General features: G+C 67.8%; 21 protein-coding genes and 1 tRNA gene. 9 read left to right on the top strand and 13 right to left on the bottom strand.

Going from position 1 to position 19,028, the window contains the following annotated elements; genetic code table 11:
* Positions 1-30: 30 nt before the first annotated feature.
* The gene (locus VF651_07250) at positions 31-330 is read left to right on the top strand and encodes a hypothetical protein (protein ID HEX7965498.1); all 300 of its coding nucleotides are present in this window, start codon (positions 31-33) and stop codon (positions 328-330) included.
* A gap of 6 nt (positions 331-336) precedes the next feature.
* Here the strand turns inward: VF651_07250 and VF651_07245 are convergent, their stop codons facing one another.
* The 3 genes from VF651_07245 to VF651_07235 form a co-directional block, all read right to left on the bottom strand.
* On the bottom strand, positions 337-1,560 hold the full coding sequence (locus tag VF651_07245; protein ID HEX7965497.1) for an MFS transporter: 1,224 nt from the start codon (positions 1,558-1,560) through the stop codon (positions 337-339).
* A 63-nt stretch (positions 1,561-1,623) separates the two neighbouring features.
* The gene (locus VF651_07240) at positions 1,624-2,088 is read right to left on the bottom strand and encodes a DUF4440 domain-containing protein (GenBank protein ID HEX7965496.1); all 465 of its coding nucleotides are present in this window, start codon (positions 2,086-2,088) and stop codon (positions 1,624-1,626) included.
* A gap of 58 nt (positions 2,089-2,146) precedes the next feature.
* Positions 2,147-2,932, bottom strand: a complete 786-nt coding sequence (locus tag VF651_07235) for an alpha/beta hydrolase-fold protein (GenBank protein ID HEX7965495.1) — start codon at positions 2,930-2,932, stop codon at positions 2,147-2,149.
* A gap of 212 nt (positions 2,933-3,144) precedes the next feature.
* Between VF651_07235 and VF651_07230 the strand changes: the two genes are divergently transcribed.
* The 5 genes from VF651_07230 to VF651_07210 are packed head-to-tail and all read left to right on the top strand — an operon-like array spanning position 3,145 to position 7,699.
* On the top strand, positions 3,145-3,921 hold the full coding sequence (locus VF651_07230) for a DUF3450 domain-containing protein (protein ID HEX7965494.1): 777 nt from the start codon (positions 3,145-3,147) through the stop codon (positions 3,919-3,921).
* The gene (locus tag VF651_07225; GenBank protein HEX7965493.1) at positions 3,918-5,291 is read left to right on the top strand and encodes a DUF3450 family protein; all 1,374 of its coding nucleotides are present in this window, start codon (positions 3,918-3,920) and stop codon (positions 5,289-5,291) included. The genes VF651_07230 and VF651_07225 overlap by 4 nt, the downstream gene beginning before the upstream one ends.
* Complete coding sequence (locus VF651_07220) at positions 5,291-5,812, top strand: MotA/TolQ/ExbB proton channel family protein (protein ID HEX7965492.1); 522 nt, start codon at positions 5,291-5,293, stop codon at positions 5,810-5,812. The genes VF651_07225 and VF651_07220 overlap by 1 nt, the downstream gene beginning before the upstream one ends.
* Positions 5,813-5,822: 10 nt before the next feature.
* Positions 5,823-6,485, top strand: coding sequence for an energy transducer TonB (locus VF651_07215; protein ID HEX7965491.1), 663 nt, complete (start codon positions 5,823-5,825; stop codon positions 6,483-6,485).
* A complete protein-coding gene (locus VF651_07210; protein ID HEX7965490.1) occupies positions 6,482-7,699 on the top strand; it encodes a tetratricopeptide repeat protein in 1,218 nt (405 codons plus the stop codon). Before VF651_07215 ends, VF651_07210 begins: the two co-directional genes overlap by 4 nt.
* A gap of 49 nt (positions 7,700-7,748) precedes the next feature.
* Here the strand turns inward: VF651_07210 and VF651_07205 are convergent, their stop codons facing one another.
* On the bottom strand, positions 7,749-8,480 hold the full coding sequence (locus VF651_07205; GenBank protein ID HEX7965489.1) for a lysophospholipid acyltransferase family protein: 732 nt from the start codon (positions 8,478-8,480) through the stop codon (positions 7,749-7,751).
* A 274-nt stretch (positions 8,481-8,754) separates the two neighbouring features.
* On the opposite strand from VF651_07205, the gene xerD reads away from it, so the two are divergent.
* Entirely contained in the window at positions 8,755-9,657 is a 903-nt protein-coding gene (xerD, locus tag VF651_07200) for a site-specific tyrosine recombinase XerD (GenBank protein HEX7965488.1), read from the top strand.
* A 267-nt stretch (positions 9,658-9,924) separates the two neighbouring features.
* Here xerD and fdxA read toward each other — a convergent pair whose 3' ends face one another.
* The 3 genes from fdxA to VF651_07185 all read right to left on the bottom strand — a co-directional run bounded on the left by fdxA (position 9,925) and on the right by VF651_07185 (position 10,940).
* Complete coding sequence (gene fdxA / locus VF651_07195; protein ID HEX7965487.1) at positions 9,925-10,248, bottom strand: ferredoxin FdxA; 324 nt, start codon at positions 10,246-10,248, stop codon at positions 9,925-9,927.
* A 30-nt stretch (positions 10,249-10,278) separates the two neighbouring features.
* Entirely contained in the window at positions 10,279-10,812 is a 534-nt protein-coding gene (locus VF651_07190) for an NUDIX hydrolase (GenBank protein HEX7965486.1), read from the bottom strand.
* 40 nt (positions 10,813-10,852) lie between these two features.
* A tRNA-Leu gene (locus tag VF651_07185) sits at positions 10,853-10,940 on the bottom strand.
* A 320-nt stretch (positions 10,941-11,260) separates the two neighbouring features.
* Here VF651_07185 and VF651_07180 point away from each other — a divergent pair.
* Complete coding sequence (locus VF651_07180) at positions 11,261-13,039, top strand: hypothetical protein (GenBank protein ID HEX7965485.1); 1,779 nt, start codon at positions 11,261-11,263, stop codon at positions 13,037-13,039.
* 35 nt (positions 13,040-13,074) lie between these two features.
* Here the strand turns inward: VF651_07180 and VF651_07175 are convergent, their stop codons facing one another.
* Both VF651_07175 and nirK read right to left on the bottom strand, forming a co-directional pair.
* Positions 13,075-13,986 carry a hypothetical protein gene (locus VF651_07175; GenBank protein ID HEX7965484.1) on the bottom strand — a complete coding sequence of 304 codons (912 nt, stop codon included), beginning with the start codon at positions 13,984-13,986 and terminating at the stop codon, positions 13,075-13,077.
* 74 nt (positions 13,987-14,060) lie between these two features.
* Entirely contained in the window at positions 14,061-15,467 is a 1,407-nt protein-coding gene (gene nirK, locus VF651_07170; GenBank protein ID HEX7965483.1) for a copper-containing nitrite reductase, read from the bottom strand.
* A gap of 165 nt (positions 15,468-15,632) precedes the next feature.
* Here nirK and VF651_07165 point away from each other — a divergent pair, with 165 nt between their 5' ends.
* On the top strand, positions 15,633-16,703 hold the full coding sequence (locus VF651_07165; GenBank protein HEX7965482.1) for a carbohydrate porin: 1,071 nt from the start codon (positions 15,633-15,635) through the stop codon (positions 16,701-16,703).
* Between the two features lie 36 nt (positions 16,704-16,739).
* Here the strand turns inward: VF651_07165 and VF651_07160 are convergent, their stop codons facing one another.
* From VF651_07160 to cydB, 4 genes are read right to left on the bottom strand one after another with little or no spacing between them, the layout of a single operon-like run.
* Positions 16,740-17,327: a hypothetical protein gene (locus VF651_07160; GenBank protein ID HEX7965481.1), complete on the bottom strand. Its 588-nt coding sequence runs from the start codon at positions 17,325-17,327 to the stop codon at positions 16,740-16,742.
* An 8-nt stretch (positions 17,328-17,335) separates the two neighbouring features.
* On the bottom strand, positions 17,336-17,722 hold the full coding sequence (locus VF651_07155; protein ID HEX7965480.1) for a hypothetical protein: 387 nt from the start codon (positions 17,720-17,722) through the stop codon (positions 17,336-17,338).
* Entirely contained in the window at positions 17,722-17,877 is a 156-nt protein-coding gene (gene cydX / locus VF651_07150; protein ID HEX7965479.1) for a cytochrome bd-I oxidase subunit CydX, read from the bottom strand. The genes VF651_07155 and cydX overlap by 1 nt, the downstream gene beginning before the upstream one ends.
* Positions 17,878-17,894: 17 nt before the next feature.
* Entirely contained in the window at positions 17,895-19,028 is a 1,134-nt protein-coding gene (gene cydB, locus VF651_07145) for a cytochrome d ubiquinol oxidase subunit II (GenBank protein HEX7965478.1), read from the bottom strand.

The raw sequence follows: 19,028 nt of genomic DNA, 5'->3' as shown, positions 1-19,028 counted from the left end.
TCCTCAAGGATACGCACCAAGGAGGGATCCATGTATCCGCTCATGTTCCTCGCCAAGTGTCTCGTGGTGCTGGTGTTCGGCGCCGCCGGGGTGCTGTCGCTTTCGCGCGGCTTCGGCCTGCCCATCCCGTTCCTGGAGTACGGGGCGCTGGAGGCCTGGAACGTGATCGCGGGCGCGGGTCTCCTGGCCGTGAGCCTGGGTTGCGCGTTCTTCTGGCGCGCCCCCAAGCGCCGGCGCGCGGCGCGCCTGCGCCGTGACAGCTACGTGAGCGGCGAGTGGCTGCTGCCTGCCGGCACCACCACCGCGCCGCAGTTCAAGCACCGCCGCTAAGGGTCCTCAGGACTCGAGCCGCTCGCGTTCCCGCAGTGCCGGGAACCACCACATCCACAGGCCCACCACCACCAGGGTGCCAATGCCGCCGACCACGGTGGCGGGCACCGCGCCCCACCATGCGGCCGTGATGCCGGACTCGAACTCGCCGAGCTGGTTCGAGGTGTTGATGAAGATCGCGTTCACCGCGCTCACCCGCCCGCGCATGCCGTCGGGCGTCTCGAGCTGCACCAGCGCGGCGCGGATCACCATGCTCACCATGTCGAGTGCCCCCAGCGCGAGCAGGGCGGCGAGCGAGAGCGTGAACGAGGTGGAGACCGCGAACACTAGCGTCGCGAGGCCGAAGCCCGCCACGGACCCGAACATGATGTGGCCTGCCCGGCGGGTGATGGGCTTGCGCGCGAGCCAGAGGCCCATGCCGAGGGCGCCGACCGCGGGCGCGGCGCGCAGCAGCCCCAGGCCCCAGGGGCCGGTGTGCAGGATGTCGCGGGCGAACACCGGCAGGAGCGCGGTGGCGCCGCCCAAGAGCACCGCGAAGAGGTCCAGGGAGATGGCGCCCAGCACCACCGGCCGGTGGCGGATGAAGGAGATCCCGGCGAACACCGTCTTGAGGGTGGCGGGCTCGCGCGCCACGGGCGCGCGTTCCAGCTTCACCCGCCACATGAGCAGGGCCGCGCCCAGGAACAGCAGCGCGGCGACGCCGTAGACCGTGCCGGCGCCGGCCACGTAGAGGAAGCCGCCGAGGGCCGGCCCCACGATCATGGCTGTCATGCTGGCGGAAGAGCCGGCGGCCATGGCGCGGGAGAGGATGGCGGCGGGCACCAGGCCCGGCAGCAGCGCCTGCATGGTGGGAAACTCGAAGGCGCGGGCGCAGCCCACCAGGAACACCAGCGCGAGGATGGCGGTCTCGTCGAACCAGTGGAGCACGCTGCCCGCCGCGAGGAACACCGTGGCGACGCCTTCCACCCCCTGGCAGAGGAACACGATGCGGCGCCGGTCGAAGCGGTCCGCCACGTGGCCCGCCGGCAGGGCCAGTACGAAAGAAGGTATGAACTGCACCAGGCCGATGACGCCCAGGTCCAGCGCGCGGTGGGTGAGGTCGTAGATCTGCCAGCCCACCGCCACCGAGAGCATCTGGAAGGCGAACATGGAGGCGAGGCGCGAGCACCAATATTCCCGGAAGCCCGGGTGCTGGAACAGCGGGGAGGCCGGCGCCTGCGGGGATGGCATGGAGAAGCTCGCCGTTGCGACGCGCTAGTCTAAAGGCCGCGCCCAGCCGCCGCCATAGCAGGGCTACTTGATGTCCGTCTCCTGGTAGAAGACGTTCTGCCACCTGCCGCCGCGCTTCGCCCAGATGGAGATCACGCTGGCATGGGTCTCGGTCAGGCTGCCTTTCTGCTCGTCACGGGAGGTGGCGGCGTTCTCCCGTCCCCGGGCGCGGGACTCGTAGAGCAGCAGTGCCGAGCCTTCGCCGAGCCGGATGACCTGGAAGCTGCGCAACGAGTAGTCCAGCAGTTCCACGCCGCGCAGATAGGCGAGCACATCGGCCTTGTGCAGCATGCGGCCGTTGGGGAAGTGGTCGACGTAGTCGTCGGCGAGGAGCGCCGCCAGGTCGGCATAGTCCTTGCGCTTCGCGTCTTCCCAGGCGCGGGTCTCGTAGCCGATGAGTTGGGCCGACAGCGGGTCCTGCGGCGGCGCGGCGGCGGCAGAGGCCCGGCAGGCGGCGATGAGCAGGACAGCGAGGAACAGGCGTCTCATGGGGACTTCCCTTGGCCGGTTGTACGTGGATACGCCCAGGCCCGCCGGCCGGATGCGCTCAGCGGGGCAGGGCGGCGATCCGGGCGAAGGCCTTCTCGGCGCCCGCATCCCACACGTCCCAGTCATGGCCGCCCGTCTCCACGATGAAGTGATCGGACGGCAGGAGCGGTGCGATGGTCCGTGCCGCCTCGATGAAACGGTCCCTGTCGCCGCAGCTGAGCCAGATCCGTGCCGCTTCTTTCGGGTCCTGCCAGCTCTTCACCACCCGCCACATCTCGGTCTGGTAGTTGTCGCCGTCGACCCGTTCCGGCACCGGACCCGGATCCCAGGCAGCGGGGCCGCCGGCGCCGGCGATGCGCCTCACGAGGCTGGGAGCGCCCATGAACGGCGCGTACAGCACCAGGCCCGTGACTTCATGGGGATACTGGCGCTCGTAGAGCAGCGTGCCCATGCCGCCCATGGAGGCGCCGGTCAGCCAGATCTCCCGGTAACCGCGCGCGCGGGCCGGCGTGATGATCTCATCGTGCAGGCGCTGGGCGAGGCGGCCATCGCCGTAGTAGCGCAGCGTGGCGCCGGCCAACAGCACGTCCGCCTGGGGCCAGGCCCGCTGCACCGCCTGGGCGATGCCGGAGTCCGCCAGGTCGTCTAGGTCGTCGCTCTTGCCGGGCAGCACGATGACCAGTGCCCGCAACGGGGATTGCTGGGGTGCCGGGATCTCCTTCACGGGGATGGGGCCGGGCGGCTTGCGCAGGTAGGTGCAGCCGAAGAGCACCAGGCTCACCATGAGCCCGCTCAGGAGGTCGCGCAGGCGGGCATGGCGCAGCCGTGTCAGGGTCTTCAGCATCGCGGCGGGGAGTGCGGGTCCACGGGCCGATTATAGGGCGCCGCTGCAGGCCGGCCGGGCATGTCGGACCGGATACTAAAAAGGTAGTAGGCGACGGTTCCAACCTTATGTCAGGTCTGCTAAATTCAAATACCGGCGCCGGGTGCCTGACGGCCATCTTTCCGGAAGCCATTGAATCCAATACCAATATCCGACCTTAGGGTGGTCCCGTCATGAAAAAGACACTCTCCCACGCGCCCCTGGCGCTCGCGCTGGCTGCGATCTCCCTCGCGGCAGCTGCGGCACCGGCGCCGAGCAAGGTGCAGGCGGCCGTCACCGCCCAGGAGCAGATCGACAAGAATGCCGCCGCCTCGCAGAAGAAAGTGGATGCGGTCACGGGCGGGACCCAGGACATGCTGAACACCTACCTGCAGGTGACCCAGCAGACCGACGAGCTGCGCGCCTACGATGACCAGCTGCAGCAGGTCGTCCAGTCACAGTCCGACCAGATCAACTCGCTCAACCAGCAGATCTCCCAGGTGGGCGGCGTGCGCGACAGCCTGCTGCCGCTGATGCTGCAGATGACTGACAGCCTCGGCCAGTTCGTGAAGCTCGACATCCCCTACCGTCAGGACGAGCGTCAGGCACGGGTGCAGCAGCTGCGCGCGCAGATCGGCAACGCGGCGGTGCCGGTGACGGACAAGTTCCAGAACCTGGTGCGTGCCTACAACGACGAGATCGCCGCCGGCCGCACGGTGGAGGCGTTCCGCGGCGAGGTGAGCGACGCGGGCAAGACCCGCACCGTGAACTTCCTGCGGGTCGGCCACCTCCTGCTGGCCTACCAGACGCTCGACAAGAGCGAGACGGGCTACTGGGACAAGGCCGCGCACAAGTGGCAGGTGGCTAACGACTACCGCAACGCGGTCTCCAACGCGATCGCCGTGGCGAACAAGGAGGCGGCGCCGGACCTCATGGAACTGCCGGTGCAGGCGCCGGAGGTGGGCAAATGAGCATCTCCATCCTGAACAAGGGCCTGATCGCCGCCGCCGCGTTGTCGGCGGCTTCTGCGGCCTACGCCGCCCCTGCCGCCAGCCTGGACCAGCTCCTGGAGCAGGTGCGCAGCGCGGCGCAGCAGAACACCGCGCAGAACCAGCAGCGCGAGGCGCAGTTCCGCAACGCCGCGGACCAGCAGCAGCAGATCCTGGCCTCGGCGCGCCAGGCGCTCGCCACCGAGCAGGCCAACAACGCCCAGCTGCAGGCGCGCTACGACGCCAACAAGAAGACGCTGGACGACCTCAACAGCCAGATCCGTACCCGCGAGGGCGACTACAGCCAGGTGTTCACCGAAGTGCGCCAGGCCGCCAGCGACCTCAAGGTCACGCTGGACGCCTCGCTGGTCTCGACCCAGTACCCGGGCCGCGGCGTGTTCCTGGCCAAGCTGGCCGAGAGCAACGACCTGCCGACGCCGGACGATCTGCACAAGCTGTGGTTCCTGATGCAGCAGGAGATGACGGCCGAGGGCCAGGTGAGCAAGTTCCAGGCCACCGTGAGCCACGAGGACGGCACCTCCGAGAAGGTGCCGGTGGTGCGCGTGGGCGTGTTCACCGCGGTGAACGGCAACAGCTTCCTGAGGTTCGTGCCCGAGACCGGCGCCCTGGTGCAGCCGGACCGGCAGCCCGACGGGCACTGGCGCTCGCTCGCCGGCAACCTGAGCAACGCCTCGAGTGGCGTGCTGCCGATGGCGGTTGACCCGAGCGGCGGCGACCTCCTGCGCAGCCTCGCGAACCAGCCGAGCGTGATGGAGCGCGTGGCCCAGGGCCACACCACCGGCTGGATCATCATCGTGCTCGGCATCATCGGCCTGCTGATCATCCTCGAACGCGGCACCTACCTCGTGCTGGTGGGCGGCAAGATCAAGAAGCAGATGGGCTCGAGCAAGCCCGACCTCGGCAATCCGCTGGGCCGCATCCTCTCGGTGTTCAACGAGAGCAAGGCGGATGACGCGGACACCCTGGGGCTGCGCCTGGACGAGACCCTGCTGCGCGAGCGGCCGGTGATCGAGGCGCGCCTCGGCCTGCTGCGCATCCTGGCGCTGGTGGCGGTGCTGCTCGGCATCCTCGGCACCATCGCCGGCGTGATGAGCACGTTCCAGGCCATGAACCTGTTCGGCAGCACCGGCGCGCAGGTGGCGGGCGGCATCGGCTCGGCCCTGGTCACCACCTGGCTGGGCCTCCTGGTGGCGGTGATCCTGCTGTTCTTCCACGGCATGATGAGCGCACGCAGCGAGCAGCTCCTGCACATGCTCGAGGAGCAGAGCGCGGCGATCCTGGCGGCGCGGGCCGAGAAGCTGGCCGCGACCAAGGCGGCGGCGGCGCGCTGATGCAGGCGCTGCGCGACTTCCTCAGCGGCTTCGCCGGGCTGTTCGCAGCCGGCGGCATCCTGTGGCTGCTGCTCCTGCTGGCGGTCGCGTTGTGGACGCTCATCGTGGAGCGCTACTGGTACTTCTTCTTCGTCTACCCCCAGGCCCAGGAGATCGCGTTGCGCCGCTGGAAGCGCTACAGCGGCGCCGACCTCAAGTCGGCGCGCCGCGCGCGCAAGCAGATCGTCGCCAGCGTGTTCGGCGAGACCCACCGTTCCGTGAACTTCATCCAGTCGCTGGTGGCGGTGATGTTCCTGCTGGGCCTGTTCGGCTCGGTGGGCGGGCTCATGCGGGTGCTGGACGCCCAGACGCTGGGTGGCGCCGCCGGCCAGCAGCGCGTGGCATCGGCCCTGATCGGCGCAGCGGTGCCGGTGCTGGCGGCGGGCGCCCTGGTGCTGGTGGCGCTGTTCTTCACCCGCGCGCTGCGCGACCGTGCCGACCGGGAGACGCGTCTCCTGGCCGACAAGCTGCGGCGCGGCTGAGGGCAGACCCATGCTGCGCTACGCCGGCTCCTTCGTCATCGGCCTGTTCATGGTGATGGGCGTGCTCGTCGCCATGCAGAGCCTGGTGGTGGGCCGCCAGTTCCAGCTCAGCGCCCGCGCCGGCGGCGACACCACCAGCGTGGTGAACCTCAATACCCAGACCAGCCGCAACCTGCAGCTCAACGTGCTGCCGGACAAGCCCGGCACCAACCGCACGCCGCCGCTGCCGGAAGACACGAGTCTCGCGCGGGTGCAGCCGCCGGACCTGCCGTTGCCCTCCATGGCACTGCCCGCGTTCAAGCCGCCCTTCGCCACCCTGCCGGCCCAGGCCATCGCCGAGGCTGCGCCGGAGCAGGCCGCGCCCGCGGCCTCCACCGCGCCCGCCCGGCAGCCGGTGCTGGCGGTGGGTGACATCGTGCTGATGGAGCGCGTCGAGCCCAAGTTCCCGCCGCAGGCGATCCGCGCCGGCATCGAATCCGGCTCGGTGACGGTGAAGTTCACCGTCGAGCCCGATGGCAGCGTGTCAAACGCCGTGGTGACCGATGCCAAGCCGCGCCGCGGCGTGTTCGACGACGCGGCCCTGCGCGCGGTGGTGAAGTGGAAGTTCAAGCCGCTCGCGCAGCCGCGCGACACCTCTGTGATCGTGGCGTTTAGCCAGGGAGGCGGCGGATGAGCAAGTGCCGACTATTGACCGCCGCCGTGCTGGCTTGCCTGGGCATGGGCCTCGCCGGCGCCGCCTATGCCGAGACCGTGCTCAACCAGGGGGTGATCTCCACCAGCCTGTTCCGCAAGATGCGCACGGTGCAGAACCTGATCCGCGGCGGCCAGTACGCCGACGCGCTCACCCAGCTCGGCTATCTGCAGGGCGTGACCACCAATGCCTACGAGGCGGCGGTGGTGCGCGAGCTCAGCGCCGACCTCTACGCGGCGCGCGGCGATTACGCCAGCGCGCAATCCTCGCTGCAGCCGGTGGTGCAGCAAGGCATCCTCTCAGGCAGCGAGCAGCGCGAGGCGCAGCTCACCTTGGGCAAGCTGCTGGTGGCGAACGGCCAGTACCAGGCCGGCGTCGACACGCTGCGCAACTCCCTGCAGGGCCAGGAGAACCCGCCTGCGGACGTGCTCATCACCCTGGCCCAGGCCTACGCCCAGCTCGGCGCCTGCCGCCAGGCCGCGCCGGAGGCCAAGCGCGCCCTCGACCTCACCACCGAGCCGCCCTCGGAGTGGTACCAGATCCTCGTCTCCTGCCAGTACCAGAACCACGACTACGCAGGCGCGGCGGAGACGCTCCAGTCCGCGCTGGCGCGCTTCCCGGACCAGATTCAATACTGGCAGCAGCTCGGCCAGGCCTACGCCCAGTCCGGCGATGCCTCCAAGGCGCTCGCGGTCTACGCGCTCATGTACCGCCAGGGCATGATCCGCCAGAGCCAGGACTACATGAACCTCGTGTCGCTCTACCTGCAGAACAACGTCCCCTACCAGGCGGGCGTGGTGCTGCAGGAAGGGTTGCAGTCCGGCGCGCTGCCGGCGAGCGAGGCGAACTACATGCTGCTCGCCAGCACCTGGCAGGATGCCGGCGACATGGAGCGCACGGTGGCGGCGCTGGGCGAGGCGGTGAAGCAGTCGAAGAGCGGCGAGGCTTACCTCGCCCAGGCGCAGATATACACCCAGCGACACGAGTGGTTCTCCGCCATCGACACCGCGAAGAAGGCCATCGCCCGCGGCGGGCTCAAGCGCCCGGGCCGCGCCTGGCTGCTGCAGGGCATCGCCCAGGTGCAGAACCGCCAGTACGACGAGGGCAGTGCCTCGCTGCGCGAGGCCCTGAAGTACGACGATGCGCGCACCCAGGCCGAGGCCTGGCTGCGCTATCTCAGCAGCCGCAGCAGTTGATCAGATCCGCGGCGCATGCCTGCGCCGCGAAACAGGTTCTCACCGCAGGTCACGGGTGGTGCTGGGTGTCCGGCTCGCCGCAGTGGGCGAGCACGCGCGCGCGCACCGCGTCGCGCAGATGCCGCGCTGCGTCGCCGTTGCGGGCCCGCGGCGCCACCGGTTCCATCACTTCGACTTCAAGATGGCCGGGACGAGGCCACCAGCAGTGTGCCGGCAGGATGCTGCGCGCGCCGCGGATCGCGACGGGAGTCACCGGCAGCCCTGAGCGGGCGGCCGCCAGGAAACCGCCGAGGTGGAAGGCGCGCAGCCCCGGCGCCGCGACGAAGGTCCCCTCCGGAAACACGCCGAGGCAGCTCTCCTCGCCGGCGCGCCGCATCAGGCGCTTGGCGTCGCGGTGCGCTCCGTGCTTGTCGAAGCGTTCAACGAACTCCGAACCCAATCGCTGCAGCATCCAGCCCACCACCGGCACGCGGGTGATCTCGCGCTTGATGACGAAACCGAAGCGGGGCGGCAGCGCCGCAGCGAGAATGGCGCCGTCCAGGTAGCTCGCATGGTTGGCGGCCACGATGCAGACTTGGGGCAGGTTATGGAGTCCCTTTACCTGGAGGTGGACTCCGATCAGGCGGAACAGGGTGCGGGCACTCCAGTGGGCGGCCCGGCGCCGCCGGTCCCGCCCCGGCAGCACGATGACCACCAGCATGGAAGGCAGCACGAACAGCAGCATCACCAGCCAGACCCGCCAGGGAAACAATAGATTCAAGGACTTAGAGAGCGGCGTCATGGGCCCGGCAGTATCCCGGTTGGGGCCTTCGAGGGCAAGCCGAGCAGGGGGTACCTGGCATATATTGTCAAAAGTGGTATATATTTGACATATAAGTGTGAACCTCATCACGGTGTTAACCGATAAAAGCACCGAGACTTGCCACACCCGGACAGGAAGTCGGGAACTGGTTAGCACACTAAATTAAAGGGATGCGCCCATGAGCGAGAACAAAGACCTGCGAGAGATCAACACCCCCATCCCCGGCAGTGTGCCGGTGCCCCTGTCCGTGCACGTGACCGACCCCAGTCACCCGCAGCCGGACGTGGAACGCTTCCTCGATTCCATGTGGAGCGAGCGTGGTCTCTCGGAGAACACCCTGGCCGCGTACCGCGCCGATCTTTCGGGACTCTCCCGCTGGCTGGAAGGCCAGGGCGTCGAACTCATGGAGGCGCAGCGGGAGCATCTCCTCGCGTTCCTCGCCTGGCGCGTGCAGCAGGGCGCCCGTCCGCGCTCCACCGCGCGGCAGCTCTCGAGCATCCGCCGCTTCTACCGCCACATGCTCCGCGAGGGCAAGCTGGCGGAGGACCCGACCACCCGTATCGACATGCCGAAGCTCGGCCGTCCGCTGCCCAAGTCCCTCAGCGAGGGCGAAGTGGAGTCGTTGCTCCGCGCCCCGGACGTGGCTGAACCGCTCGGTATCCGCGACCGCGCCATGCTGGAGCTCCTGTACGCCACAGGCCTGCGCGTGTCCGAGCTCGTCTCGGTGCGCATGTCGCAGGTCAACCTCAAGCAGGGCGTGGTGCGGGTGCTCGGCAAGGGCAATCGCGAGCGCTTGGTCCCGGTGGGCGAAGAAGCCACCAAGTGGATCGAGAAGTTCCTGACCGACGCGCGCCTGGACATCCTGGGCGGCCGCCAGTCGGACTACCTGTTCCCGACCCGCCGCAGCGACTACATGACGCGCCAGGCGTTCTGGCACATCATCAAGCGCTACGCCGAGGCGGCCAACATCTCGGCCTCGCTGTCGCCGCACACCCTGCGGCACGCGTTCGCCACGCATCTCCTGAACCACGGCGCCGACCTGCGCGTGGTGCAGATGCTGCTGGGCCACAGCGACGTGTCCACCACGCAGATCTACACCCATGTGGCGCGCGAGCGCCTGAAGGATGTGCACTCGAAGCACCATCCGAGGGGCTGAGTTCTTGGTGTAACCCCCTGGGGCCGCGTGCAAACGCGGCCCTTCTTTTTTGTCCGAAAAAGCCCGCCCGGGGCAGCGATTGTCGGGCTGCCCGTTCGATGCTTCGCATCGAACCCCTGGAGTTTCTCTTGGCGAGCCCGATACATGCTCGGGCTCATTTCCGCCGAAGCCGATGCCACAGGCATCGGCTTCGCGCGTGGTGCATCCTGCACCACGTTTGATCCGGGAGATCCGATGCTGTCCATGGCGGCGCTGCCGCCAGGGCGGCTAGCGCTCGAGCAGCTTGAGCTTCTCGGGCTTGCCTTCCCATTCCTTGGCATCGGCGGGGGCGGGCTTCTGGCGGGTGATCACCGGCCATCCCTGGGCCAGTTCGGCATTGAGCTTCTTGAAGGCCTGCTGGTCTTCCGGCAGGTCGTCTTCCGAATAGATCGCGTTGATGGGGCACTCCGGCTCGCACAGGGTGCAGTCGATGCACTCCTCCGGGTCGATCACCAGGAAGTTCGGGCCCTCGTGGAAGCAGTCCACCGGGCAGACTTCCACGCAGTCCGTGTACTTGCACTTGATGCAGTTCTCGGTGACGACGAATGCCATGCCGGGGACCTCCTTCTCTGGAACGGGATTCTAGCGTTTTTCCCAGGTGGTGGTGTGGAAGCCGAAGCTGCCGCGGCGGCGGTCCTCCAGGTAGCGCTCCAGGGTGAAGCGCACGCTGGGGAAGGCGATCTCGCCCCAGGGGATATCGCGCTCCTCCACCAGCATCGTGTCGAGGCTCTCGGGGCCCGCGGCATGCCGGCCGTCACCGAGGGTGCCGCGGAACATGAGGTGCACCTGGCTCACATGGGGTACGTCCACCAGCGCGAAGGGCACGAGACCCTGGGCCTGGGCCAGCGCTTCCTCCACCGTCTCGCGGGCGGCGGCCTGGAAGGTGGTCTCGCCGTTCTCCATGAAGCCCGCCGGCAGGGTCCAGTAACCGGCGCGCGGCTCGATGGCGCGCTTGCAGATGAGGATGCGGCCCTGCCACTCCAGCACGCAGCCGGTGACGAGCTTGGGGTTCTGGTAATGGACGATGCCGCAGGCCTGGCAGACGTGACGGGGCAGGTGGTCGCCGGGCGGCGTGGTCACCACCAGGTCTTTGCCGCAGTTGCTGCAGAACTTCATAGGGGGTCGGGACGGTGGGGAAGACTCAATCTTAATCTTCTGGTGCCCGGAGAGGGAATCGAACCCACACTCCTTTAGAGGGAACGGGATTTTGAGTCCCGCGCGTCTACCAGTTCCGCCATCCGGGCTTGTCTGCAAATCAATCGGGATTTTGCCATAACTACGCCACAGTGACGAGTGATTTTAGGTGAAACGGCGGCAGCCGGCCGGCGGCGGCGACTGAGTCCATCCCGATCCTATCCGGCATGCGCTCCAATTCTTCTGAGCCAGCTCACAGACGGGACCCGCAATCGAGCATAGATTCGGCGACGTGCTCCACCGCTCCAGATGTGTTGAAGGCAATCGGCTTCGCCAGGCGACAGCCGCAGTATTGTTGGCGCTCGCCGTGAGCCCAATCTTCGCCATGGCGGCGAGTCCTGCTCCGGGATCACAGTTGGATTCCAGTGACATGCTGGTGGTCTCCGATTCAAGCACCATGACCGTAGGCGCGCATTCCATGGCCCGCGATGCGGCCGGCGGCTTCGTGGTGGTATGGGCACAGTCGGCAAACAGCTTCCCGAATCCCACCTCCCTCCATGTCCAGCGCTTCAATGCAGCAGGGAAGCCCCAAGGCAGCCCGTTCCAGGTCCAGACCTCGGACATCGAGCCCTTAGCCCCTTCGGTCGCGATGGACGCGGCGGGCGATTTCGTGGTGGCGTGGGTGAGCATAGGCGCGCCGTACCAGCAGACCGCCACCTATGACGTCCACGCCCAGCGCTACAGCGCCGCCGGCATCGCGCAGGGTGGCGAGTTCCCGGTCAGCACGTACGCCGACTTCGACGACCTCAACCCCAGCGTGGCCATGGATGCAGGGGGTGATTTCGTCATCGTCTGGCAGGGTGAGCACTCTCCGGGTGGTGTACCCGAGCCTCTGGAGGACTATCGGATCTACGCCCGGCGCTACAGCGCCGCCGGCACCGCCCTGGGCGACCAATTCCGGGTCAGCAGTGCCAGCACCAACGAGAATTGGCCCAGCGTGGCCATGGACGCGGCAGGAGACTTCGTGGCGGCCTGGCACACAGGAGATGACCAGAACCTGATCTACCTGGCTCAAGATATCCGTGCCCAGCGCTACGATGCCGCGGGTGTCGCCCAAGGCGGGGCATTTCCGCTCAGTACCGCCGCGAATACCGGCCGGGACGCTCCAAACGTGGCCATGGACGCAGCCGGCCGCTTCGTGGTGGCTTGGAACAACATCGACGCCCAGAGTCCAACCGGTCAAATCCAGTATGACATCCATGCCCAGCGTTACGACGCCGTCGGCGATCCCCAGGGCAGCGAGCTGTCGGTCAACACCTTCACCGCCGGCAATCAGGCCACGCCCTCCATCACCATGGATGCATCGGGTGACTTCACGGTGGCATGGGAGAGTGACGGCCAGGTCGCCGCGGACAGTAGCTACGATGTCTACGCCCAGCGCTACAGCGCCAAGGGCGCCCCGGTCGGCGCCGAATCCCTGATCAACACCATGACCGCGGGTTCACAATATGCGCCCATCGCCGCCATGGATGCCGACGGTGATCTGGTGGTGGCCTGGAACTCATACCTGAGCACGGCTCCTCATGGCAGCATCTATGTCCGCCGCTTCGCGGGCGAGAAGCGAGTGCACCTTAACCTGGGTACCACGTTCGCACCTGCCACGCCCAGCCCCGGTTCGAGCTTCAGTATGACGCTCGCGGTCAACAACATCAGCGCAGTCACGCAGACAGGCTTGAGCAGCATAGACGCGACCTTGGATCTCGGCTTGGGCATCATGGCTAGCGTCACGTTGCCGGAAGGAGTCATCTACCGGTCAGCGCATGGCAGCCACTGGATCTGCCCAGGCCTGGTGAGCGCGACCTTGGATTGCACCTACGATGCTCCGCTCGCCGCCGGCAGCGCGGCGCCCCCGCTCACGCTCATGCTCACCGCCCCCTCCACACCGGGGAACCTCAGCTTCAGCGCGATGGTGACAAGCACCCTGAAACCGGATGCCGGCAACGCCGTCAGTACTTCGGTCAACGTACAAGCAGCTGGCAATGGGGGCGGCGCTACCGGTGGAGCGTCCTCTGGCGGCGGCAGGGCTCCCTCTGGCGGCGATGATCCTGGCGGCGCCTCCTCTGGTGGCGGGGGCGCACTGGATATCCTGAGTCTCGCGTTTCTCGGGCTTCCGCTTCTCAGGCGCCGGACGCCACGGGTGCGCCGCTAGCACGCGACCAGCCGCTTTAGCGGCCGGTCCACGGCTCAGAACCTGTAGGAGGCGATGAGCTTGTACTGGCGGCGGGCGGTGAGCTGGTTGCCGGTCACGTCCTGCCAGGCGGCGAACTCGACCTCGGCGTAGAGGCGCAAGGGGCCATTGTCGTACTCCAGGCCCGGCGCGAACAGCACTTTCTGGTAGCCGGTGTTGGCGGAGTCGCCCAGCACGCCGCGGTCGTGGTCCCGGTCCGTCCAGAGGGCCTGGAACACGGGCACGAGTGAGCCGCTGCGGCCGATCTCCCAGCCGGAGTAGTAGGTGCCGAGCGTGGCGGCCAGCTCGTCGCCAGGGCGGTAGCCGGCCCGCTCCGCGAGGGCATGCCCCCACTGGCCGTTCACGAACCAGGTCCATTCCGCCGCGGCATCCAGCGCACCCAGATGGTAGGCGCCCAGGATCAGGTCGGTGGTGCCGGTGCCGAGACCCAGGTCCCGCTCCAGGTCAGGGTCGGTGTAGTGGCCGGTGGGCAGCTTGAGGCCCGCCATGAGGCCAGTGGACATGTCCGCCGAGAAACCGGTGTACTTGCCGAGCACGCGCACGTCGCCCAGGCCGCTGCGCTGGAAGGTCTCGGGGGCGCCGCCATCTGCGGCCACCACGGTGCGGTCGAGGTAGGGCACGGCAAGGGAGAGGCCCCAGCTGCGGTCGAACTGGTATTGCGCGCCCAGGGTGTAGAAGCGCGTGTCCACTTCCTTGTCGTCGTTATCCGCCGCCGGCGCCGAGGAGGTGCCGCTCCAGTTCTGGTCCTGGTCCAGGTAGCCGTACTCCAGGTAGGCGGTACCGCCGGTGCCAGTGGGCAGGAGCGCGCTGGTGCCGACGGTGAACACGCCGCAGCCGCAGGCGCAGGCGAGGGCGAGACCAGGGAAGAGGGCGAGGAGGACGAGGGAGAGCTTGAGGAAGATGCGCATCTTGATCCGTTACCAGTTTAGGGGACGTCGTATTCCCGATCCGCCGGGTGCCCCGTGGCACCCGGCGGCGTCGCTCAATGGCCGGAATGGGGATCCGGCTGGTAGTCGGTGTGGTAGAGGTCCGGGTTGTCCTGGCCGTCCACCATCAGGAAGCCCATGAGCCCGCGCTCCATGCGCGAGAGGGCGTGGTCCACCAGCATGTAGCGGCCCGGCACCTGGGTGCGGAAGTCCACCACGGTGGCGCCGCCCGGCGGCACGCTCACGGTCTGCACGTCGTCGGTCGGCGGAGACACCAGCGAGGCCATATTGTACACATGGTCGAAGATCTCGCCGATCACGTGGAAGGAAGACGTGAAGTTCGGGCCGCCCACGCCGAAGTAGACGCGCACGGTGTCACCCACCTTCGAGTGCAGCGGGTGGTACTTGGTGAGCGCGCCGACCGCGCCGTTGAGCACGAAGTACTCGGGCTTCTCGTCCAGCAGCTTCTGCACGTCGAACTCCTGGTCGCCGTGCTTGCCGAAGGCGCCGGTGGTGTAGATCTCGCCCTGCATAACGTAGAACTCACGGTCCACCTTGGGCAGGCCCGCGGCCGGTTCCACCAGGATCATGCCGTACATGCCGTTGGCGATGTGGTTGGCGACCATGGGGGTGGCGCAGTGGTACACGTAGAGACCCGGCAGCGCGGCCTTGAACGTGATGGACTTCTCCTGGCCGGGGGGCACCTGCAGCACCGCGGCGCCGCCGCCGGGGCCGAGCACCGCGTGCAGGTCCACCGAGTGGATCATGCGGCTGGAGGCCTCGTTCTTGAGGTGCAGCTCCACGGTGTCGCCTTCGCGGACGCGCAGCATGGGGCCCGGCACCTTGCCGTTGAAGGTCCAGAAGTTGTAGGTGGTGCCGTCCGCGAGTCGGCCGCGGACCTCGACGGTGGTGAGATCCACGCGCACCTTCTGCGGATCGCGCTTGCCGATGGGCGCGGGCACGGTGGCGGGATCGAGGGTGATGTCCGCGGCCTCTGCCTGCGGAGCGGCGGCGGGCGTGCCCACCACCAGCTTGCCCACCATGCCGGCCTGGCGGTGGCCGGGCAGTTCGCAGAAGTACTCGAAGCTGCCGCTCTTGTCGGCACGGAACACGATCACGGTGCTGGCGTCCTTCGCCACCACGTGGTCGGAGGAGGCGCCGAAGTCCGGTACCGCGATGTTGTGCTCGGCCCCATCGCCGTCGATCAGCGTGATCTGCACCACGGCGCCCTGGGGGACCTGCAACGTGGGATTGTCCACGCCGTCGATGCCGTTGCCGACGCCGACGAAGGTCATGCCCTTGGGGCCGATGTTGGTGCGGAAGGTGAAGCGGACGTCGGCATGGTAGGTGACCGACGGCTTGGGCAGGTTGCTGCTGGCGGCCTGCACCAGGGGCGCGGCGGCCAGCAGGGACAGGCCCAGCAGGGCGGCGCCCCAGGCAGCGGCCGGACGGAAGGTTCTCATGGCATTGCTCCCAACGGTGTTCTTGAGTGGGGCCATGATGCCGTCCCATGCCCGCGGGCGCCTTGACCTGGATCATGGTCCCGCGATGCACCCCTCCGTAGGCTGACGGCCGTGCGAATGTCACGTCGTAACCCTTTATCTCAGCCTTTCCCCGAGGAGATCGTCATGCTTTCCCTTAAGAGATCATTACTTGCCCTAAGTGTCGGTGCCGCGCTGGCAGCCTCCGCGGCCCGGGCCGACGGTACCGGTGACACCACCCTGAGCGGCCTGATGTTCGTGGACATGACCGACATCCAGACCCAGAAGAACGGCGCGGACGTGGACCCGGACGGTTTCGGGCTGGACGTGAAGCGCTTCTACTTCGGCGTGAACCATGCCTTCGACGAGACCTGGTCCGCGACCCTGATCACGGACTTCGACCTGCCCAAGCTCTCGGTATCCGGCAAGGACTCCACCGGCGCCACCGTCAGCTCGACGGGCACTGCGTCCGAGACCCAGGTATTCATCAAGAAAGCCTACCTGCAGGGGCATTTCAGCGATGCCGCCACGCTGCGGGTGGGCTCGGCAGACATGCCCTGGATCCCGTTCGTGGAGAACATCTACGGTTACCGCTTCGTGGAGAAGACGCTGCTGGACCGCCTCAAGTTCGGCAACACCGTGGACTGGGGCGCGCACGGCTTCGGCCGCAGCGGCGGCGTGAACTATGCCGCCTCGCTGGTCAATGGCGGGGGCTTCAAGAACCCCGGCCGCAGCAAGGGCATGGACGTGGAAGCGCGCCTCGGCTTCATGCCGGTGGACGGCCTCACGCTGGCAATGGGCGGCTACAGCGGCAAGCTGGGGCAGGACACCGACGCCGTGCCGGCCCAGCACACCGCGAGCCGCGTGGATGCCATGGCGGCGTGGAAGGCCTCGGGCCTGACGGTGGGCGGCGAATACTTCAGCGCCGACAACTACACCACGGTGCTGAGCGCGGCCCCGGACAAGGCGGATGGCTGGTCACTGTTCGGGTCCTATGACCTCACCTCCGACCATTCAGTGTTCGCCCGCTACGACCGGGCCAAGACCAGCAAGGACCTGAATCCCTCCCTGACGGATACCTATTACCACGCCGGCTTCGCCTGGCGCAGCAGCCCGAACCTGACCTGGGCGCTGGCCTACAAGTCCGACAAGCTCGCCGACAACGCGACCGAGCTCAAGACGCAGGAGTTCGGCGTCTGGGCACAGATCAAGTTCTGACAACCGGCACGGGATGCGGCCGAGAGGCCGCATCCCTCACGTCCGCTTCTCAAGGTCGCGGCGGAGCTGCGCGAGTTCGCGGCGGAACGCCTCGGCATCGCCGAAGTCCGTGAACCCGCGGTAGTAGGGGTGGGCGTGCAGCGCGCGCCGCGCGTGCTTGATGGGACACCAGTACTGCTCGGTGCGGCCGATGATCTCGCGCAAGTAGGCGGACACGCCGCTACCGTAGGAGCAGTAGGCGCAGTTGAACTTCTCGATGATGTTGAGATAGGCGAGATGCGCGCGGTCGAAGACGAAGCAATCGCGGCGCCGCACCTTGGGGATGCCGTAGACCGGGAAGCACACCGCCTGGTACAGGCTGAGGAACAGGTCCAGCGCCGCGAGCGGCACGATGCCGGCATAGATGAGGGGCGCGGTCAGTACGAAGGATGGCGGAGCCTCGCTCAGGTAATGCAGCAGGCCTTGCTTCATCCGGCGCTGGGCCGCCAGCACCTCTTCCTCGAAGTGGATCTTGCGGCCCTCGAAATCCGCCTGCAGCGCCACCCGCCGCTGCCTGATCTCGGTCTCGATCTCCTCTTCCAGGCGACGGATACGTTCCGAGAGCGTATGTATGCCGGCGTCCATGGAGCGCCTCAGGTGGCGGCACCGGCAACGGCCGGCATGAGCGCGAATCCGAGCAGCGCGACGAGATAGGCGGCCAGCGCGACGGGGTCGCGCCCGGCGAAGTAGCGGCTGAGACTCATGCCCCGCATGAGCTTGACCACCAGGAGTTCGGCACCGAGCAGCATGAGCAGAGCCAAGCCGCCCATGAGAAGGCGCCCGGACATCACCAGCTCCGCCGCAGGGCCGCGCGCGAGCGCGGCGGCGGCCAACGCCGACACGCCGAGCATCAGCGGCATCTCCAGGAGCTCGGCACGCCGTCCGCCGACACGGGGAGCCAGCCACAGGGTACGCAGTACACCCAAGACGAAGCCTGCCGCGAACACCAGCGCGAAATAGAGCGCCGCCGCCAGCAGCATCAGGCTGTGCCGGCCGGCGTGCGCTTGCGCGGCTGCGCGGGGACAGGCTGGCCGTCGCCGTGGTCTCCGGCGAGGCGCATCTCCACCCACATGGCATTGATGATGCCGCAGGAGCAGGCGAACAGCACGCCCAGGATCCAGCTGAAGTACCACATGCGAGTCTCCTTGGCTCTCAGTAGAGGTTGTGGTCGTTGTGGCCCACGTAGGCCGTGGTCACCTTGCCGCGCAGCACCCGGAACACCCAGCTCGTGTAGAGGATCACTACCGGCAGGAACATCGCCACCGCCACCACCATGATGAACAGGGTGTGCTGGCTGGAGGAGGCGTCCCAGATCGTGAGGCTGTGGGAAGGGTTGAGGCTCGAGGGCAGCAGGAACGGGAACAGCGCGAGGCCGGCGGTGAAGATGGTGCCGGCGACGGCGAGGGCCGAGCCCAGGAACGCCGTGATCTCGTTGCGCGCCACGGCGCTGCCGGCGGCGATGAAGGCGCCGAGGTAGGCCAGCACCGGAGCCAGGATCATCCAGCCGTGGGCGTTGTAGTTCGCGAGCCACGCGCCGCGTACTTGGACGACGCTCTTGAGCAGCGGGTTGGAGGGCCCGTTCGGGTCGAGCGTGCCCTGGATCATGTAGCCGTCCATGCGCGAGACCCAGAAACCCCCGACGATGAGCGCCACCACCAGCACCGCGGAGCCGGCCAGCAGCACGCGCCGCGCGCGATCCGCCACCTCGCCCTCGGTCTTGATGCCGAGATAGGCGGCGCCGTGCATGAGCAGCATGGCCAGCGAGGCCACGCCGCACAGGAGCGGGAAGGGCTTGATGAGGTCCAGTAGGCCGCCGGCATAGCTCATGCGCAGCTCGGAGTCGAAGCTGAACGGCACGCCGAGGAACAGGTTGCCCACTGCGACGCCGAACAGCAGCGCTGCGGCGATGGCGGCTCCGCTCAGCAGGCGGTCCCAAGTGTGCCGCCAGGCGGTGGCGTTGAGCTTGCTGCGGAAGTCGAAGCCCACCGGCCGCACGATGAAGGTCAGCAGCACCAGGAACATGGCGGCGTAGAAGCCGGAGAACGCCACCGCATAGAGCATGGGGAAGGCGGCGAAGGCCGCGCCGCCGCCCAGGATGAACCACACCTGGTTGCCGTCCCAGACCGGACCGATGCTGTTGAGGGTGACGCGCCGCTCCTGGTCGTCGCGGGCCACGTAGAGGAGCTGCGCGGCGACGCCGAGGTCGAAGCCGTCCATGACGGCGAAGCCGGTGAGAAGCACCGTGAGGAACAGCCACCAGATGAGGCGTAGAGTCTCGTAGTCCAT

Source organism: Gammaproteobacteria bacterium, from assembly GCA_036383255.1.
Classification (GTDB): Bacteria; Pseudomonadota; Gammaproteobacteria; order Natronospirales; family REEB76; genus DASUBN01.
This window is presented reverse-complemented; position numbering and strand designations above follow the sequence as displayed.

Coding starts and splice junctions, on each gene's coding strand:
- VF651_07175 (HEX7965484.1), bottom strand. CDS start 13,986: ATGCGCATCTTCCTCAAGCTCTCCCTCGTCCTCCTCGCCCTCTTCCCT.
- VF651_07210 (HEX7965490.1), top strand. CDS start 6,482: ATGAGCAAGTGCCGACTATTGACCGCCGCCGTGCTGGCTTGCCTGGGC.
- VF651_07230 (HEX7965494.1), top strand. CDS start 3,145: ATGAAAAAGACACTCTCCCACGCGCCCCTGGCGCTCGCGCTGGCTGCG.
- nirK (HEX7965483.1), bottom strand. CDS start 15,467: ATGAGAACCTTCCGTCCGGCCGCTGCCTGGGGCGCCGCCCTGCTGGGC.
- VF651_07250 (HEX7965498.1), top strand. CDS start 31: ATGTATCCGCTCATGTTCCTCGCCAAGTGTCTCGTGGTGCTGGTGTTC.
- VF651_07240 (HEX7965496.1), bottom strand. CDS start 2,088: ATGAGACGCCTGTTCCTCGCTGTCCTGCTCATCGCCGCCTGCCGGGCC.
- VF651_07245 (HEX7965497.1), bottom strand. CDS start 1,560: ATGCCATCCCCGCAGGCGCCGGCCTCCCCGCTGTTCCAGCACCCGGGC.
- VF651_07160 (HEX7965481.1), bottom strand. CDS start 17,327: ATGGACGCCGGCATACATACGCTCTCGGAACGTATCCGTCGCCTGGAA.
- VF651_07165 (HEX7965482.1), top strand. CDS start 15,633: ATGCTTTCCCTTAAGAGATCATTACTTGCCCTAAGTGTCGGTGCCGCG.
- VF651_07205 (HEX7965489.1), bottom strand. CDS start 8,480: ATGACGCCGCTCTCTAAGTCCTTGAATCTATTGTTTCCCTGGCGGGTC.
- VF651_07180 (HEX7965485.1), top strand. CDS start 11,261: ATGCTGGTGGTCTCCGATTCAAGCACCATGACCGTAGGCGCGCATTCC.
- VF651_07225 (HEX7965493.1), top strand. CDS start 3,918: ATGAGCATCTCCATCCTGAACAAGGGCCTGATCGCCGCCGCCGCGTTG.
- VF651_07215 (HEX7965491.1), top strand. CDS start 5,823: ATGCTGCGCTACGCCGGCTCCTTCGTCATCGGCCTGTTCATGGTGATG.
- fdxA (HEX7965487.1), bottom strand. CDS start 10,248: ATGGCATTCGTCGTCACCGAGAACTGCATCAAGTGCAAGTACACGGAC.
- VF651_07190 (HEX7965486.1), bottom strand. CDS start 10,812: ATGAAGTTCTGCAGCAACTGCGGCAAAGACCTGGTGGTGACCACGCCG.
- cydB (HEX7965478.1), bottom strand. CDS start 19,028: ATGGACTACGAGACTCTACGCCTCATCTGGTGGCTGTTCCTCACGGTG.
- VF651_07235 (HEX7965495.1), bottom strand. CDS start 2,932: ATGCTGAAGACCCTGACACGGCTGCGCCATGCCCGCCTGCGCGACCTC.
- VF651_07155 (HEX7965480.1), bottom strand. CDS start 17,722: ATGCTGCTGGCGGCGGCGCTCTATTTCGCGCTGGTGTTCGCGGCAGGC.
- VF651_07220 (HEX7965492.1), top strand. CDS start 5,291: ATGCAGGCGCTGCGCGACTTCCTCAGCGGCTTCGCCGGGCTGTTCGCA.
- cydX (HEX7965479.1), bottom strand. CDS start 17,877: ATGTGGTACTTCAGCTGGATCCTGGGCGTGCTGTTCGCCTGCTCCTGC.